Raw genomic sequence first — 14,634 nt, 5'->3', positions numbered from 1 at the left:
ACGTATGGAAGCAGATTTAGACCTTTACCGCGACCGCGAACAATCATTCATTAAGCACCAGTTCCTGACGAAATACCTCCAAGCAGCGGCATACAAGACGCTGCAAGGCCATTCTCCTTCATTCAATTTCGTAGATGCCTTTGCCGGACCTTGGCGCATATCTGATGACGCTAAGTATTCAGATGCGTCGTTCGATCAGGCAATCAACACTTTGGAAGCTGTTCGCGCTGATCTAGAAAAGCGCGGCGTCGGTGGACTGAAAATTCGCTTCTGTTTCTGCGAACAGCGTCCAGAAGCGGTTGCGCGCCTTCGGGAGTACGCTGCTTCGAAAGGGCGGTTCGAGATACACGTTCTCGAAGGTGCATTCGAAGACAACCTCAATGCGATCGCCGCCAAACTGACTGACGGTTTCACGTTCACCTTCATTGACCCGACCGGATGGAACATTCGTAACGAAGAGGTGTTCCGCTTCCTGCGTGAACAGAATGGCGAGTTCATGCTGAATTTCATGTCGGACCACATCAACCGACATGCTGAATATCACGAGGTTGAGGCGTCCTTCGGGCGGTTCCTAGCGGACGCGGCATGGGCTGATGAGTTCGCGCACCTACCCGCCGGCTGGAGCAACGAGCAGAAGATGCTGTACCTGATGAAGGCCGCGATGCGCTCGAACAAAGTGGCATCATATCTACCCGATTTCTCGATCATGGTGCCGAGGCGCGAGCGAGTGAAGATGCGTCTAATACTCGGTACGCAGAGCCCGTCCGGGTTGGAAGTATTCCGCGACGTTCAAGAGAAGGTCGAGAAGCAGGAACTAGTGATGCGTCACAACCTCCGCGAAGGTGACAGCCCGCAAGTCAGCTTGTTCTCTTCTGCCGACATCGCAGCGATCCAGCAGGAACAGAAAGGCGTCGGGTGCAAAGCGAATAGAAAACGGGCTGAGGAGATAATCGTGAGTTTCCTGAAAGGCCGAATGCGGGCATTTCCTGGCCCGATGTTCAATCAGGCGATGGAGGAAGTTCCAATTCGCCGCAAGCATCTGAACAGTGTCCTTTTGGATATGCGGGAGCGGGGCGTCATCAATTTCGAACTTCCGCCGAGAAAGCGAGTTCCCCAGCCGGATACCGCAATCTTCTTGGTCTGAGAGACCTAAAGCCACGAATAGCGGCTCGCGCCAAGCGCAAGCTGGCCTTCGCATGTTCATCAGACGCCCACCCTCTTCCCAAACCGATTTAGAGTGAGAGAAAGGCTGGTTGCTTTCGCGACAGGTTAAAGGCTGGGAGAGTGGCTTCCGGCGCCTGTCACGGAGGAATACCGATGGGTGTTGTGGAAGTTCTGGATCCGGTCGCACCGGCGCGGGCGGGTGGCTGGAAGGTGGATGTGATCCGGGGTGAGCGGAACGGGCGGGTGTCGTCCGAATGGTTCAACCGGCCCGACGACGAGCGGTATCTGTCGCTCGACGATCTCTGGGCCAATGTGAAAGGCCGGTCGGAACGCAGCCGCAGCCGGGTGGTGCAGACGGCGGATATCCGTGTCGAGGCCGCGCGCGACAACCCCGAGCGGTTGCACCTGATGCTGCCGAAAGCGCATGAGCCAGTCGCGCCCACGCATTGGGCCTTTGGCCAGCTTGCCAGCATCGTCGGCGCTCCGGCGTCCTATCTGCGGCAGCTGCCCGCGCCGCTGGCGGGGATCAACCTGCAATACGGCCTGACCAACCACCGCGCCGAGCAGGTGAAGACTTTTGAGACCGAAGATGGCCGCACGGAACTGCGCGCCGTGACCGGCCCCGACTATGGCCGCATCCATGACTTCGAACTTGTCGAGGCGGTGCAGCGCATCGCGGGCAATGGCACGGGCGACACGCGCTGGAAAGTGCCGGGCGTGCTCGACTGGTCGACCGGGGTCTACAACCCCGATGTCGAGATCAGCCGCGACACGACCACGCTTTACGCCTCGGATCGCGATGTCTTCCTGTTCTTGGTTGATGATCGCAACCCGATTGAGGCGGGCAAGCTGCCGGACGGCTCCCCCGATCTCTACTTCCGGGGCTTTTATTGCTGGAATTCGGAGGTGGGCGCCAAGACCCTCGGCATGGCGAGCTTCTACCTGCGGGCAGTGTGCCAGAACCGCAACCTCTGGGGCGTCGAGGATTTTCAGGAGATCCGGATCCGCCATTCGAAATACGCGGCCTCCCGCTTTGCCCACGAGGCGGCCCCGGCGCTGACGCGGTTCGCCAATTCCTCGCCGCAGGGCTTCGTGAACGGCATCAAGGCCGCGCGGCAGCAGATCGTGGCACGCAGCGATGAGGATCGCGCGGATTTCCTGCGCAAGCGGGGCTTCTCGAAGGCGGAGTCCGGCAAGATCATCGAGAAGGTACTGATGGAAGAGGGCCGCCCGCCCGAGAGCATCTTCGACTTCGTGCAGGGCATCACGCGGCTGGCGCGCGACAAGACCCAGCAGGATGCGCGGCTCGACATGGAGGGGCGCGCCAAGAAGCTCCTCGACCGGGTCGGCTGACCAAGCACCCATGCAGCGATCGCCCGACACCGGGGCGGTCGCTGCAGCTATTTCTCAACATGCACGCCGTCGGCTTTGCCCCGAAAGGGCAGGGGGCGTCGGCCTGCGCATTTCAGCGAGACCCCCATGACACCCCAGGAAGAAACTATCGTCCTCGAGGCCCGCGACATCCTCGGCCGCTACCTCAGCCAGAATCCGGTCATCGGCAGCTGGCAGGCGCTGATGGACTATTGCGCTCTGACCGTGCGCGGCCCGGTCGAGCGCTTCCACGTCCTCTATCTCGACCGCAAGAACCGCATCATCTCCGATGAGCTCTTGTCTACTGGCACGGTGGATCACGTCCCGGTCTATCCGCGTGAGGTGATCAAGCGGGCGCTTATGCTGAACGCCAGCGCCCTGATCCTGATCCACAACCATCCCTCTGGCGATCCGACCCCGTCGGAAGCCGATCTCAGCATGACCAAGGAGATCCAGAAGGGGTGCAAGTATCTCGGCCTGACGCTGCATGACCACATCATCGTGGGTGCCGGAACAGAGCTGAGCCTGCGTGCTCTGGGCAAGCTCTGAGGGCCTATCAGACCCATCGCCGCTGCCCCTTCGAGGAAGAGGGCGGCGGTTTTGTCTTTGACGGTGAAGCGGGGAGAGAGGCTTCCCGCGCCGTCGGAGATCTCCCCATGTTCGACCTGCCATTGCCCATCCTCCCGACCGCCTACGCGCGGGGCGTCCCGCCGCATTTTCCGACTGGCGGCCCTGAACTCCACCATCCCTTCGCCCTGACCCTGTCGCGCCGCGCACCGGCCGACCTTCTGTTGGGCCGGGCCGTTCCACTCGTCCTCGCCCGTTTCGCAACGTTGGCCGGGGCCATGCAGGGCGCGATCGACCACGCCGATGCGATCGCCTCTGACGCCGCGCCCCAGCTTCTGGCGATCCTCGACCGCGACGAGCGCCTTGTGCTGGCCGGGGCCGCCATAGACCACGCCGTCGCGTGGTGTCACCCGGTGATGAGCGCGGCCGAGGCGCGGGGTGTCGTGACCGAGGCAAGCCAGTTGCGCGCGCAGGCGGGCCGCGCGTCCGTCTGGGGCGAGCCCGATATGGCGGCTCAGTTGCGCCACCGCGCCGATCTTCTGGATGGGCGGCTCGTCGACCCGCTCTGGCGCGCCTTCGCCGCCCGAGCGCTGCAGGTCGCGGCGTGAAGGCCGAGAGGCAGAGGAGGGCAGGGGGGATTTGGAGCTTGTCCGGGGGAGAGAGATCGCCCGGCCCGGCTCCCATACCTTCCCCCTTACCGGAGACACACGATGACCCTGACTGAACCCACGCTCGCACTGCCGATGGCATCCCCGACCGTCGACATGGCGCAGATCTTCGCGGCGCATGCCGAACGCGCGGCCCGGATCGACGCGCTGCGCCCTGGCAACAAGGACCGCCTGTTTGACGGTCTCATGGCCGCCGGCATCACCCATGTCACCGTGACCTTCGACGGTGCCGGGGACAGCGGCCAGATCGAAAGCATCGGCGCCTGGTCCGGCGAGACCGCGGTCGATTTCCCGGCGACCGAGATCGCCTATGCGGCACTGACCTGGGACGACCCCGAGGTCGAGATGCGGCAGCTCTCGCTGGAAGATGTCGTCGAGCAGCTGGCCTATGACTTCCTCTCCGACACCCATGGCGGTTGGGAAAACAATGACGGCGCGTGGGGCGAGTTCTGCTTCGATGCGTCCGCACGCTGCATCCATCTCGAGTTCAACGAGCGCTTCACCTCGTCCGAACTTTACACGCACGATTTCTGAGGGGGCGGCGATGGCACATCCCTATCACCACGCCCTGTCCTCGGTGAAGAAATGGGGCGGCACGGTCGATGATTTCATCGCCGTGCATACCTGGTTCGACCAGAGCAAGGAGATCACCGCCGATTTTCGGCACCGGGCCCTGCGGCACCATGCCGAGGGCATATTCATGGCCGAGACGATCTTCGGCCAGACCCTCACGCTCTCGACCGGGCGCTTCATCCCGACCCGATGGGTTGGCGAACAACATGTGAAAGAGGATCTCGGCTTCATCCCGAGCTTTGCCGATTGGGTGAAGGCCATCCGGCCCGAACCCTGGATGGGCCGGTCCGAGCGGATCGAGGCGCAGGTCGATCCGCATCACGCCTCGCCCGTGGTCGAGGTCAGCTGACATGACTGATCCCGCATACTTGCGCCTCGGTCTGCCGCCGACGGCATCGCCTCAGACAGTTCTGCGCGCGGCGGTCCGGGCGCTTCACCCCGATACGCGCGCCGTGCGCAGCTTCCGGACGGCGCGCAAGCGCTTCTACCGGCAGATGCTCTGCGCGCATGCCGCGCGACAGGCGGCGGGCGACAGTCCCACCGGCTGATCGCCGCCAACCACTCCTTCATCCCTACACAACGCCCGGCCTCATGGTCGGGTCTTCCCCATTCAGGAGGTCCCCTTGGCGGATTACTTCACCTATTTCTCGTGCCTGCTCGACGTTGGCACCCCTGACAAGGCTGCCCGCGCGCTCGCGCTGTTCCAGGAACTCCGCGCTGCGGATCAGGACGCCGATGACCCGGAGGTCGCGGGCTTCGATCTCGTGCGCCAGGATGCCCCCGAGGGCAGCACCCTTTGGATCCATGACGACGACCACGGCGATGTCGAGGCGGTCATCCGCTTCGTGCTGCGCCTGGCGGAAGAGCTCGACCTCATCGGCCTTTGGGGCTTCCAGTACGCCCTGACCTGCTCCCGACCTCGCCTCGACGCCTGCGGCGGCGGCGCGCATGCCATCGATCTCGGTGCTCGCAAGTCTATCGGCTGGACCAGCACGCAAGAATGGCTGGCCGCTGCACTGAATGGGGAGGACGTCGATGCCTGAGATCATCTGCACCAAGGTCTACCAGTTCCCCGAACTCTTGGATGCCGCCAAGGAAAAAGCGCGCAGCTGGTATCGCGAACTCGGCCCCCACGACGACTGGTGGGACGCGGTCTACGAGGATTTCGAGAGGGTCTGCGAGATCCTCGGCATTCGCCTGAAGACCACGCCCGTCCGTCTGATGGGCGGCGGGACACGGGCCAAGCCCTGCATCTGGTTCTCCGGCTTCTGGAGCCAGGGCGACGGAGCCTGCTTCGGAGGCTATTGGTCCCACGCCAAGGGCGCGGCCGCGCGCATCCGGGACTACGCCCCGAGCGACACGACGCTGCATGGTATGGCGGATCGGTTGCAGGCCATCCAGCGGCGGAACTTCTACCAGCTCGCCGCCGAGGTCAGCCATCGCGGGCGCTACTACCACGAATACACCATGTCGGTGGACGTCACGCGCGAAAGCCCGACCTGGCAGCCGCCGACCGAGGACGCCGAGGAGACCGTGACCGAGGCGTTCCGCGATCTGGCCCGCTGGCTCTACCGCCAGCTTGAGGCTGAATACGACCACCTGACCTCGGACGAGTCCGTTGAGGACGGCATCATCGCCAATGAATACACCTTCACCGAAGCAGGGCGGCGGTTCGGATGACACATGGGCGGGCGCAACCCATCTCTTGCAGAATATCCAGAATGTATGTATATTCTGCACAAATGGAGACCTCGATCATGCATGATCTTCCCGAGTTCAAGGCGGCCGACCTGACGCGGCACACAAGTGACCTGTTCGACGCGGCCATTCGGTCGCCGATTGCGATCACCAAGCATCGCAAACCCAAATTCGTGCTGATGAGCATGGACCAGTATCAGCAGCTCGCGCGAGGGGCCACACAGCAGGCTCATATGGTTGACGAGATGCCCGAGGATCTCAAGGCGCTGATGATAGAAGGGCTCGAGCGGGACTTGACGCGGGCGGATGACTGAGCCGAGTGCTGGAGAGGTTTTCCACTATCCGTTCCTTTGGAAACGCGAGCAGATGGCGGGTGAGACCGAGGGCCGCAAGACGCGGCCTGTCTGTATCGCCGTCACTGTCGCCAAGTCCGATAGCGAGACCGTGGTGTTCATCCTGCCGATCACGACGCAGCCGCCCTTGCCCTCGCGCAAATTTATCGAGGTGCCACAGATCGAGTCGCAGCGCGTGGGGTTAGAGACCCATGTCCGCAAATGGGTCATGCTGGACGAGATCAACACGGATATTCTGGAGCGGTCCTATGTCTGGGAGGACCGCACGCCCATTGGCACGTTCAGTTCCGTCTTCACATCCAAGATCCAGTCCAGCCTGATCGCGCTTGCCAAGTCGGGCGGGGCATCCGTTGTCGATCGGCTGAAGTAGTCTCGATCACCGCAGGGTCAGCCCAGCTTTACTTGTTCCCGTCGATCCACTTCGACATCAGCCCCTTGTCACGGAAGCATTCATCCGGCACGGCGCGGCGCTTGATGCGGGCGAGGCGCTCGGCAAAGGCGACCTGCTTTGATGTCGGGCGGCTGTCCTGCGCGCCCGGGTTCAGCTTGGCTTGCGCGTCAATCCATGCGCTCAGGGACCGCCGATCTTGCTGAATCTCCCACGGCAAAAGCGTCTGGTTGCGCAGGGCCAGCGCGCGCGCATAGGCGATCTGCTTAGGGGTCGCGGGCAGGGCGTAAGTGGTGCTTTCCATCGGGGATCTCCCTTCCTAGCTTGGCTCTCAAAATAGAACATAACAGGAACAAAGGCAAGCCACCTCAGGAAATCATGGGGTTTGAGAGGAAGAGGAGGGCCGGGGAAGGTCAGGCCTGAGGGTGCCCGAAAGAGGGTGTCCGGGGCTGATCCTGTCCCTCATTCCGGAGTTTCCCGATGACCCATCTCGCCCATTTTGCGACCGAGCGCGCCCTTGCGTCTGTTGTCCCCATCCCGTCCCCCGATACGGCCGCTGCGATCTTGAGGGTGGCCGAAGCGCTGCAGCCTGATCTGGCGCAAGGTTTCCAGATCGACGTGCTGCGCCTGCGCCTTGAGATGGAGCGCGCCTTTGGCGGCTCTGACGCGACCGGCGCCTGGGACTGGAAGCTGGCCTATGAAGCAGGCGAGGCAGCGCTGGTCCTGTTCCTGCGGAAATTCGGCCGCGCGCTGTTGGCGCGGGCGGGCTCGCCCGCAGCGCTGCTGCCGATCCTTGCCAAGGTGTCCGGCCTTTTGCCGACCCATACGCGGCGGTCCGAGGAGATGGAGCGGTTCCAGCAGTTCTCGACGCCGATGCCTATGGGGCTGGCCGCAATGGCTGCAGCACAGATCACCGCGCGCGATCTGGTGCTGGAGCCATCGGCTGGGACGGGCCTTCTGGCGGTCCTCGCGGAAATCGCGGGCGGCAGCCTCGCGCTGAACGAGCTTGCCGACACCCGCGCTGATCTCCTCCGTCGCTTGTTTCCGGGCCGGCCTGTCACGGGCTTTGACGCAGCCCAGATCGACGATCATCTGGACGCGGGGCTGCGCCCGAGCGTGATCCTGATGAACCCGCCGTTCTCGGCGGTGGCCAATGTCGACGCCCGCACCACCGAGGCGACAGCGCGGCATCTGCGCTCTGCGCTCGCGCGCCTGGTCCCCGGCGGACGGCTTGTGGCCATCACCGGCGCCGGTTTCGCGCCCGATGCGCCCGCCTGGGCGGAAACCTTCGCGTGTCTGACCCAGACCGCGCATCTGGTCTTTACGGGTGCTGTGTCGGGTGCGGCCTTCGCCAAGCACGGCACCAGCTTCGAGACGCGGATTTCGGTCTTCGACAAATGCCGCGGTGGCGAGGCGGGCGGCATCACAGCCGATCTGGCGCGCCCGATTTCGTCCGATGTGGCTAGCCTGCTGTCGCTGATCACTGCCCACGTCCCCCCGCGCCTCGCGCTGGACGCCCGAAGCCCTAGCGCGCACGTCCCCACTTCCCCCTTCCCGGGAAACCCTGCCCGCACCACGCGCGCCGCCATCGGCACATCGCGCGCCACGCTCGCAACACCCCTCGCCACCACTGGCGCGCAGCTAGAGGCCACAGACCTCGCCTACACACTGCGCGATGCTACCGAGGATGGAGCCAGCGCGCGCCTGTCGGATGCCATTTATGAGACCTACCGGCTGCAGGCGATCGACATCCCCGGCGCCACACCGCACCCGACCAAGCTTGTGCAATCTGCGGCCATGGCTTCGGTCGCTCCCCCAAAACCCAGCTACCGGCCGAAACTCCCCGCCGCCGTGCTGCGCAACGGTCTGCTCTCCGATGCGCAAATCGAGACCGTGATCTACGCGGGCGAGGCGCATGGCGCGTATCTTGCCGGGTCTTGGACTGTCGATGAAACCGGCGACATGGTCTCGGCCGCGCCCGACGATGCCGCGGACGCCGTCAGCTTCCGCCGTGGCTTCTTCCTTGGCGATGGCACCGGTGCGGGCAAGGGCCGCCAGTCGGCTGGGATTGTGCTCGACAACTGGACGCAGGGTCGGCGCAAAGCGCTCTGGATCTCCAAAAGTGACAAGCTGCTGGAGGATGCGCAGCGCGACTGGTCGGCCCTTGGCCAGGAACGCTTGCTGGTGACGCCGCTGTCGCGCTTTGCGCAAGGCAAAGACATCCCGCTCTCCGAGGGCATTCTGTTCACCACCTATGCCACGCTGCGTTCCGAGGAGCGGAGCGTAAAAAAGTCCCGCGTCGATCAGATCGTCGACTGGCTCGGAGCTGATTTCGACGGGGTGGTCCTCTTTGACGAAAGCCATGCCATGGCCAACGCCGCTGGATCGAAAGGCGAGCGCGGCGATGTCACGGCCTCGCAGCAGGGCAGGGCGGGCCTGCGCCTGCAGCATAAGCTGCCCAATGCCCGCGTGGTCTATGTTTCGGCCACCGGTGCAACGACGGTGCACAACCTCGCCTATGCGCAGCGCCTCGGTCTTTGGGGCGGCGAGGATTTCCCGTTCGCGACGCGCGCGGAATTCGTGCAAGCGATTGAGGCGGGCGGCGTTGCCGCGATGGAGGTCCTGGCCCGCGATCTGCGGTCGCTTGGCCTCTACACGGCGCGCTCGCTGTCCTATGACGGCGTCGAATACGAGATGCTGGAACATGCGCTGACGCCGGAGCAGCGCGGGATCTATGATGCATATGCGCTCGCCTTCGGAGTCATACATCGGAACCTGTCCGCGGCGCTGGAAGCGGCCAACATTACTGGCGAATCCGGCGGTACGCTGAACCGCCAGGCCAAGTCCGCCGCCCGCTCGGCTTTCGAGTCCGCCAAGCAGCGCTTCTTCGGCCATCTGCTCACTTCCATGAAAACCCCGACCCTGATCGCTGCCATCGACGCCGATCTCGCCGCAGGCCACGCGGCCGTCATCCAGATCGTCTCGACAGGCGAGGCGCTGATGGAGCGCCGCCTGTCGGACATCCCCACGGACGAGTGGAACGATCTGCGGGTGGATATCACGCCAAGAGAGGCTTGCCTGGACTACCTCGCCCATTCCTTCCCGGTGCAGCTCTATGAGCCGTTCACCGATAGCGAAGGCAACCTCTCTTCGCGGCCCGTCACGCGCGACGGCCAGCCGGTGGAATGTCGCGAAGCCGCGCGCAGGCGCGACGCGCTGATCGAGCATCTGGCCTCGCTGCCGCCGGTGCCCGGCGCGCTGGACCAGATCGTCCAGCGCTTCGGCACGGATCTGGTGGCGGAAGTGACGGGCCGCTCGCGGCGCATCGTGCGCAAGGGCGAGGGTCATTTGGCGCGGCTCGTCGTCGAAAGCCGGGCGGGGTCTGCCAATCTCGCGGAAACCGCCGCCTTCATGGATGACCAGAAGCGCATCCTGATCTTCTCGGATGCCGGCGGCACCGGGCGCAGCTATCACGCCGATCTTGGCGCCAAGAACCAGCGCCTGCGGGTCCACTATCTGCTGGAACCCGGCTGGAAGGCAGACGCCGCCATCCAAGGATTGGGCCGCACCAACCGGACCAATCAGGCGCAGCCGCCGCTGTTCCGACCCGTCGCCACAGATGTGAAGGCGGAGAAGCGGTTCCTGTCGACCATCGCGCGCCGTCTCGACACACTCGGGGCGATCACGCGTGGCCAACGCCAGACCGGCGGGCAGGGGCTGTTCCGGCCCGAGGACAATCTCGAGTCCCCCTATGCCCGCGACGCTCTGCGCCAGCTTTACCGCCGCCTCTATCGCGGTGATGTTGCGGGCTGCTCGCTCGGGGCGTTTGAGGATGCGACCGGCCTCAGCCTGACTGATGACAACGGTCTGAAGGATGACCTGCCGCCGATCACCACCTTCCTCAATCGCCTGCTGGCGCTCACAATCGACATGCAGGCTGTGCTCTTCGCGGCCTTCGAGGAACTCCTCGACCAACGGATCGAGGGCGCTATCGCCGCCGGGGTCTACGACCTCGGGCTCGAGACGCTGCGCGCCGAAAGCTTTCGCGTCACGGATGCCCGGGTGATCTACACCCATCCCGGTCCCGGCGCGGAAACCCAGCTTCTGACCATCGCGGAGAAGCGGCGCAACACGCCGACCTCGCTCGCGGATGCGCTCGACTGGCTGGACGACCCCAAGGCACGCCTGCTGGTCAACAGCCGCTCGGGCCGCGCCGCGGTGCAGGTGCCTGCCACCAGCCTGATGCTGGATGACGGCACCATCGAGCCGCGCCTGCGGCTGATCCGCCCGACGGAAGCGAGCACGGTTCCGGCCCGAATGATGGAGGACACCCATTGGCTGGAAGCCGACCGCGCGGCCTTCACTGAAGCCTGGACGGCAGAACTGGCCGAGGTGCCGGAATTCACGGAAACCACGCTGCACATCGTGGCGGGCCTCTTGCTGCCGATCTGGAAGCAGCTCCCCCAGGATGAAACCCGCGTCTACCGGCTGCAGACCGATGACGGTCAGCGCATCATCGGTCGCCGCGTTTCGCCGTCGTGGGTCGCGACCACACTTGCCGCCGATGCGCCGAAGCTCACGGCGGCGCAAGTCCATGCCCTTGTTCTGGAGGGCAAGACGGTCGTGCGCTTGGCCGAGGGGATGGAGTTGCACCGGTCCCGCGTCATGGGGGTGAACCGGATAGAACTGTCGGGCTTTTTGGGTGCCGCCAAGGACCGGCTCAAGGCCGATGGCTTCTTCTCCGAGATCATCGCCTGGAAGCTGCGGCTCTTCTGCCCAGCAGACTCCAGCGGCATCACAGTGCTTGATCGTCTGCTTGCACGTTGTCCTGTGACAGGACTACATGCGCGTGGAGGGTGCTGAGCCATGTATTCCGAGACTGAAGATGTGATCCGCGCTCTGGCGGAGAACGCAGAGAGCGTGTGTCGCGCCTACCTTCCCGCCGGACGGCGGGAAGGGTCCTACTGGATCGTCGGCGATTTGCAGAACAACCCCGGCCGGTCGCTCTTCGTGCGGCTGACTGGACCCACATCAGGACCGGGAGCCCGTGGCAAATGGCAGGACGCGGCTGTCGGACTGCATGGCGATCTCCTCGACATCATCCGCGAGCGAACCGGGATCTCGCGCTTTCCCGATCTTCTGGCCGAGGCCCGAGCGCATTTGGGCCGTCCCCAGCCGATCCTCCCGAATACGCCAGTGCCGAAGAAGCCCAAGGCCCCCGGTGGCACACCAGCGGCGGCGGCGCGATTGTTTGCAGCCTCGGTGCCGGTCGCAGGCACGCTTGCTGATACCTACCTTCGCGCCCGGGGCCTGACCCAAGGCGGCATGACGAGTGCGCTGCGCTTCCACCCGAAGTGCTGGCATCGGGATGAGGGCCAGACCCGGAGCATCCCACGACCGGCGTTGATCGCGGCGGTCACCGATGGGGCAGGGGCTTTGCAGGGTGTGCATCGCACCTGGCTGGCTCTTGACGGTCAGGGGAAAGCGGATGTCGAGACGCAGCGGCGTGCCATGGGTCACCTCCTTGGCAATGCTGTCAGGTTGACCCCGCATGAAGACATCCTCGTGGTCGGCGAAGGCATCGAGACCATGCTGTCCCTGTCCGAGGCGGCCTCCGGCCTTCCCGTCTGGGCGGCTCTCTCGTCGGGTCACCTCGGGGCGGTCCAGTTGCCGGAGGGGCTGCAGCGCCTTTACATCGCCATAGACCGCGATCCGGCCGGGCAACGCGCGGCAGAGAGGTTGAGCGCCAGAGCCACAGAGGTCGGGATTGGGTGCCATGTGCTCGAGCCACAACTCGGGGATTTCAACGATGATCTCCGGGCGACCGGCAAAGAGGCGCTGCGCCAGCATCTGGCAGGGCAGATCGGGCTTGAGGATCGGCAGCGCCTGTCAGGCTGAGCAGCATCGCGCAGAGGGTGGTCAGGGGCTGAGGGGGTAGGGGTCCTGCAGTCCTGTCGTGGGTGTGGATCATCACCTTTTGCCTCTTCCCGGGTAAATCTCATCCACCCGACACCCGAGCGGCCTTCAAGAGATGGGCAGGCGGCCGTCAAAGCGGACGCCCCCTCAAGGGCGGCAGGCAAGCTATTTCCGCCGCGGGGGACGAGCCCCCGCTTTGCATCGCGAAGCAAATAGCTTGCCTGCCGCCCTCCTCCACATGCGTTCCGGCCCCGAAGGCGGGGTGAGGGGGCGTCCCCAGTGACAGCTTTCGCAGCCCATGAAGGCCGCGCGGGTTGTCGCGCGGATGAGACAGGCCCGGAGGCAAGAAACAGATGACGATCCACACTAACGACGACACGTATGAACCCGCCCACACCGCATCCCAGACCGCCCATGCGCTCGACGAGTTGCAGCTTTATGGCTTCCGTCCCTTTGATGAGCCCGATCCGCGCCCGATGCCCGATGGGCAGCGCCTTGCGGTCGCCATCGCAGACATCTTCGATGCCCTCGTCGCGAGCCTGGAAGACACCCGCATGGAACCCGACCTCGAAGAGGTGCTCTGGGGCCAGGTCAACCTCTTCCACCGCGCCACGGCGAGGGTTGAGCGGTCGCTCGATGAGAACCAACAGGCGCAGCGCCGCCTCCAGCGCGAGCAGGACGGCTCCGAGGTGAAATCCACCGAACTCGAGCGCCTGACGGCCGAAGGCCTCACCCTGATCGAACGGCGCAACTGCATGGACATGATGCGGGATCACGCCGCCACCGAGTTCGTCCATCACACGGGATCGACCTGGCGGCCCCGCACCGGCTCGATGGTGAACCGTCAGCACATGACCGCCGCGCTCATTGACAGCCGTGACTTCCTCGCCGCCAAGCGCCGCGCAGAAACCGAGGTGATGTTGCCCGCAGGCCCTAAGGTTGCCCTCACCGGCGGGACCGACTTCAACGATCACCGGCTGATCTGGGGAAAGCTCGACCAGGTCCGCACCAAGTATCCCGATATGGTCCTTCTACATGGCGGAAGCCCCAAGGGCGCAGAACTCATCGCCGCCAAATGGGCCGAGGCCCGGGGCGTGACGCAGGTGGCCTTCAAGCCCGATTGGACCAAGCATGCCAAAGCCGCCCCCTTCAAGCGCAACGACGCGATGCTGGATGTGCTGCCGGTGGGTGTTCTGGTGTTCCCAGGAACTGGTATACAGGAGAACCTCGCCGACAAGGCCAAGAAGCTGGGCATCCCGGTCATGAAGTTCGAAAAGGGGGCGTGAGCCCCCTTTTCCCCTCATGGGGAAATCAAGGTGGCAGGGCATGCGTCCACTTGATATTTTGGAAGAAAGCCTGCTGGATCACGATATGTCTCACTCTGTCGCTCAACTTGAGGTGTTCCCGACCGACCTGCGGATGCGGCGGATCGATCCAGCCTGCAACATGCGGCGGTTTTACTGCATGAGCATTCAGCCCGATCTCTTTGGGGGCGCCAGCTTGGTGCGCGAATGGGGCCGCATTGGCGCGCGCGGGCAGATGAAGATCGAGCAGCATCCGGATGAAGGGCGCGCCGTCACCGCGCTGATGAAGCTTGCCGCGGTGAAAAAGCGGCGGGGATATGAATGAAGCGTTCGCGGTTCGAAAAGCGGGCAGACACAGGAAAACGAGGGGGAGATGGCACTCGACATCGATAAGATTGATGATGCTGCTCTCGCGATCCTTAGCCTGACGCTGCATTACGGCGATCAGGTCTGGAAGGGAGTCGATTGGGCCATCACCAACCGGCTTTTCGAGAAAGGCCTGATTTTTGATCCCAAAAACAAGGCGAAATCGCTAAGCCTGACCCCAGAGGGGGTCGCGCATGCGCGGGAAATTCTCGCGCGGGATTTCAGCAAGGCCGAGTGACGGGCGGCTTTGCGGGACCTTCCAATTG

Annotated in this window: 17 protein-coding genes; 16 read left to right on the top strand and 1 reads right to left on the bottom strand. The window is 64.2% G+C overall.

Annotated features, from left to right (window positions below; all coding sequences use genetic code 11):
* Positions 1-4 precede the first annotated feature (4 nt).
* From tcmP to PVW51_RS16770, 11 genes are all read left to right on the top strand, one after another.
* Positions 5-1,144 carry a three-Cys-motif partner protein TcmP gene (tcmP, locus tag PVW51_RS16820; protein WP_274576170.1) on the top strand — a complete coding sequence of 380 codons (1,140 nt, stop codon included), beginning with the start codon at positions 5-7 and terminating at the stop codon, positions 1,142-1,144.
* Between the two features lie 173 nt (positions 1,145-1,317).
* Positions 1,318-2,517, top strand: coding sequence for a DUF932 domain-containing protein (locus tag PVW51_RS16815; protein WP_274576168.1), 1,200 nt, complete (start codon positions 1,318-1,320; stop codon positions 2,515-2,517).
* Positions 2,518-2,643: 126 nt separating this feature from the next.
* Positions 2,644-3,084 (top strand): JAB domain-containing protein, encoded by a 441-nt coding sequence (locus PVW51_RS16810; protein ID WP_261497811.1) that lies wholly within the window; start codon positions 2,644-2,646, stop codon positions 3,082-3,084.
* A gap of 107 nt (positions 3,085-3,191) precedes the next feature.
* The gene (locus PVW51_RS16805; protein WP_274576161.1) at positions 3,192-3,710 is read left to right on the top strand and encodes a DNA repair protein RadC; all 519 of its coding nucleotides are present in this window, start codon (positions 3,192-3,194) and stop codon (positions 3,708-3,710) included.
* A 102-nt stretch (positions 3,711-3,812) separates the two neighbouring features.
* Positions 3,813-4,304: a DUF6878 family protein gene (locus PVW51_RS16800; RefSeq protein WP_274576159.1), complete on the top strand. Its 492-nt coding sequence runs from the start codon at positions 3,813-3,815 to the stop codon at positions 4,302-4,304.
* 10 nt (positions 4,305-4,314) lie between these two features.
* Positions 4,315-4,692 carry a DUF6915 family protein gene (locus PVW51_RS16795; protein WP_274576158.1) on the top strand — a complete coding sequence of 126 codons (378 nt, stop codon included), beginning with the start codon at positions 4,315-4,317 and terminating at the stop codon, positions 4,690-4,692.
* Position 4,693: 1 nt separating this feature from the next.
* Positions 4,694-4,891 (top strand): hypothetical protein, encoded by a 198-nt coding sequence (locus PVW51_RS16790; RefSeq protein ID WP_114293640.1) that lies wholly within the window; start codon positions 4,694-4,696, stop codon positions 4,889-4,891.
* 75 nt (positions 4,892-4,966) lie between these two features.
* Positions 4,967-5,386: a hypothetical protein gene (locus PVW51_RS16785; RefSeq protein ID WP_114293639.1), complete on the top strand. Its 420-nt coding sequence runs from the start codon at positions 4,967-4,969 to the stop codon at positions 5,384-5,386.
* Complete coding sequence (locus tag PVW51_RS16780) at positions 5,379-6,023, top strand: antitoxin of toxin-antitoxin stability system (RefSeq protein ID WP_274576157.1); 645 nt, start codon at positions 5,379-5,381, stop codon at positions 6,021-6,023. Before PVW51_RS16785 ends, PVW51_RS16780 begins: the two co-directional genes overlap by 8 nt.
* 77 nt (positions 6,024-6,100) lie before the next feature.
* Entirely contained in the window at positions 6,101-6,355 is a 255-nt protein-coding gene (locus PVW51_RS16775; protein ID WP_274576156.1) for a type II toxin-antitoxin system prevent-host-death family antitoxin, read from the top strand.
* Positions 6,348-6,764, top strand: coding sequence for a hypothetical protein (locus PVW51_RS16770; protein WP_240310530.1), 417 nt, complete (start codon positions 6,348-6,350; stop codon positions 6,762-6,764). Before PVW51_RS16775 ends, PVW51_RS16770 begins: the two co-directional genes overlap by 8 nt.
* 28 nt (positions 6,765-6,792) lie before the next feature.
* Here the strand turns inward: PVW51_RS16770 and PVW51_RS16765 are convergent, their stop codons facing one another.
* A complete protein-coding gene (locus PVW51_RS16765) occupies positions 6,793-7,086 on the bottom strand; it encodes a hypothetical protein (RefSeq protein ID WP_114293637.1) in 294 nt (97 codons plus the stop codon).
* A gap of 176 nt (positions 7,087-7,262) precedes the next feature.
* Here PVW51_RS16765 and PVW51_RS16760 point away from each other — a divergent pair, with 176 nt between their 5' ends.
* The 5 genes from PVW51_RS16760 (at position 7,263) to PVW51_RS16740 (ending at position 14,606) form a co-directional block, all read left to right on the top strand.
* A complete protein-coding gene (locus PVW51_RS16760) occupies positions 7,263-11,645 on the top strand; it encodes a bifunctional class I SAM-dependent methyltransferase/DEAD/DEAH box helicase (RefSeq protein ID WP_243253628.1) in 4,383 nt (1,460 codons plus the stop codon).
* A 3-nt stretch (positions 11,646-11,648) separates the two neighbouring features.
* The gene (locus PVW51_RS16755) at positions 11,649-12,680 is read left to right on the top strand and encodes a DUF7146 domain-containing protein (RefSeq protein WP_243253629.1); all 1,032 of its coding nucleotides are present in this window, start codon (positions 11,649-11,651) and stop codon (positions 12,678-12,680) included.
* 371 nt (positions 12,681-13,051) lie between these two features.
* Positions 13,052-13,984 carry a DUF2493 domain-containing protein gene (locus tag PVW51_RS16750; protein ID WP_274576149.1) on the top strand — a complete coding sequence of 311 codons (933 nt, stop codon included), beginning with the start codon at positions 13,052-13,054 and terminating at the stop codon, positions 13,982-13,984.
* 85 nt (positions 13,985-14,069) lie between these two features.
* Positions 14,070-14,327, top strand: coding sequence for a WGR domain-containing protein (locus tag PVW51_RS16745; RefSeq protein ID WP_274576188.1), 258 nt, complete (start codon positions 14,070-14,072; stop codon positions 14,325-14,327).
* A 48-nt stretch (positions 14,328-14,375) separates the two neighbouring features.
* On the top strand, positions 14,376-14,606 hold the full coding sequence (locus tag PVW51_RS16740) for a DUF6429 family protein (RefSeq protein ID WP_067296576.1): 231 nt from the start codon (positions 14,376-14,378) through the stop codon (positions 14,604-14,606).
* Positions 14,607-14,634 lie beyond the last annotated feature (28 nt).

The organism is Sulfitobacter sp. PR48, assembly GCF_028807335.1.
Lineage (GTDB): Bacteria > Pseudomonadota > Alphaproteobacteria > Rhodobacterales > Rhodobacteraceae > Sulfitobacter.
The sequence above is the reverse complement of the archived record's forward strand: the minus strand, read 5'-3'. Positions and strand labels throughout refer to the sequence as shown.

Excerpts from the sequence above, each read along its gene's own strand:
- PVW51_RS16740 (WP_067296576.1), top strand. The coding sequence starts at position 14,376 with ATGGCACTCGACATCGATAAGATTGATGATGCTGCTCTCGCGATCCTT.
- PVW51_RS16765 (WP_114293637.1), bottom strand. The coding sequence starts at position 7,086 with ATGGAAAGCACCACTTACGCCCTGCCCGCGACCCCTAAGCAGATCGCC.
- PVW51_RS16755 (WP_243253629.1), top strand. The coding sequence starts at position 11,649 with ATGTATTCCGAGACTGAAGATGTGATCCGCGCTCTGGCGGAGAACGCA.
- PVW51_RS16775 (WP_274576156.1), top strand. The coding sequence starts at position 6,101 with ATGCATGATCTTCCCGAGTTCAAGGCGGCCGACCTGACGCGGCACACA.
- PVW51_RS16800 (WP_274576159.1), top strand. The coding sequence starts at position 3,813 with ATGACCCTGACTGAACCCACGCTCGCACTGCCGATGGCATCCCCGACC.
- PVW51_RS16810 (WP_261497811.1), top strand. The coding sequence starts at position 2,644 with ATGACACCCCAGGAAGAAACTATCGTCCTCGAGGCCCGCGACATCCTC.
- PVW51_RS16795 (WP_274576158.1), top strand. The coding sequence starts at position 4,315 with ATGGCACATCCCTATCACCACGCCCTGTCCTCGGTGAAGAAATGGGGC.
- PVW51_RS16815 (WP_274576168.1), top strand. The coding sequence starts at position 1,318 with ATGGGTGTTGTGGAAGTTCTGGATCCGGTCGCACCGGCGCGGGCGGGT.
- tcmP (WP_274576170.1), top strand. The coding sequence starts at position 5 with ATGGAAGCAGATTTAGACCTTTACCGCGACCGCGAACAATCATTCATT.
- PVW51_RS16780 (WP_274576157.1), top strand. The coding sequence starts at position 5,379 with ATGCCTGAGATCATCTGCACCAAGGTCTACCAGTTCCCCGAACTCTTG.
- PVW51_RS16745 (WP_274576188.1), top strand. The coding sequence starts at position 14,070 with ATGTCTCACTCTGTCGCTCAACTTGAGGTGTTCCCGACCGACCTGCGG.
- PVW51_RS16805 (WP_274576161.1), top strand. The coding sequence starts at position 3,192 with ATGTTCGACCTGCCATTGCCCATCCTCCCGACCGCCTACGCGCGGGGC.
- PVW51_RS16770 (WP_240310530.1), top strand. The coding sequence starts at position 6,348 with ATGACTGAGCCGAGTGCTGGAGAGGTTTTCCACTATCCGTTCCTTTGG.
- PVW51_RS16750 (WP_274576149.1), top strand. The coding sequence starts at position 13,052 with ATGACGATCCACACTAACGACGACACGTATGAACCCGCCCACACCGCA.
- PVW51_RS16790 (WP_114293640.1), top strand. The coding sequence starts at position 4,694 with ATGACTGATCCCGCATACTTGCGCCTCGGTCTGCCGCCGACGGCATCG.
- PVW51_RS16760 (WP_243253628.1), top strand. The coding sequence starts at position 7,263 with ATGACCCATCTCGCCCATTTTGCGACCGAGCGCGCCCTTGCGTCTGTT.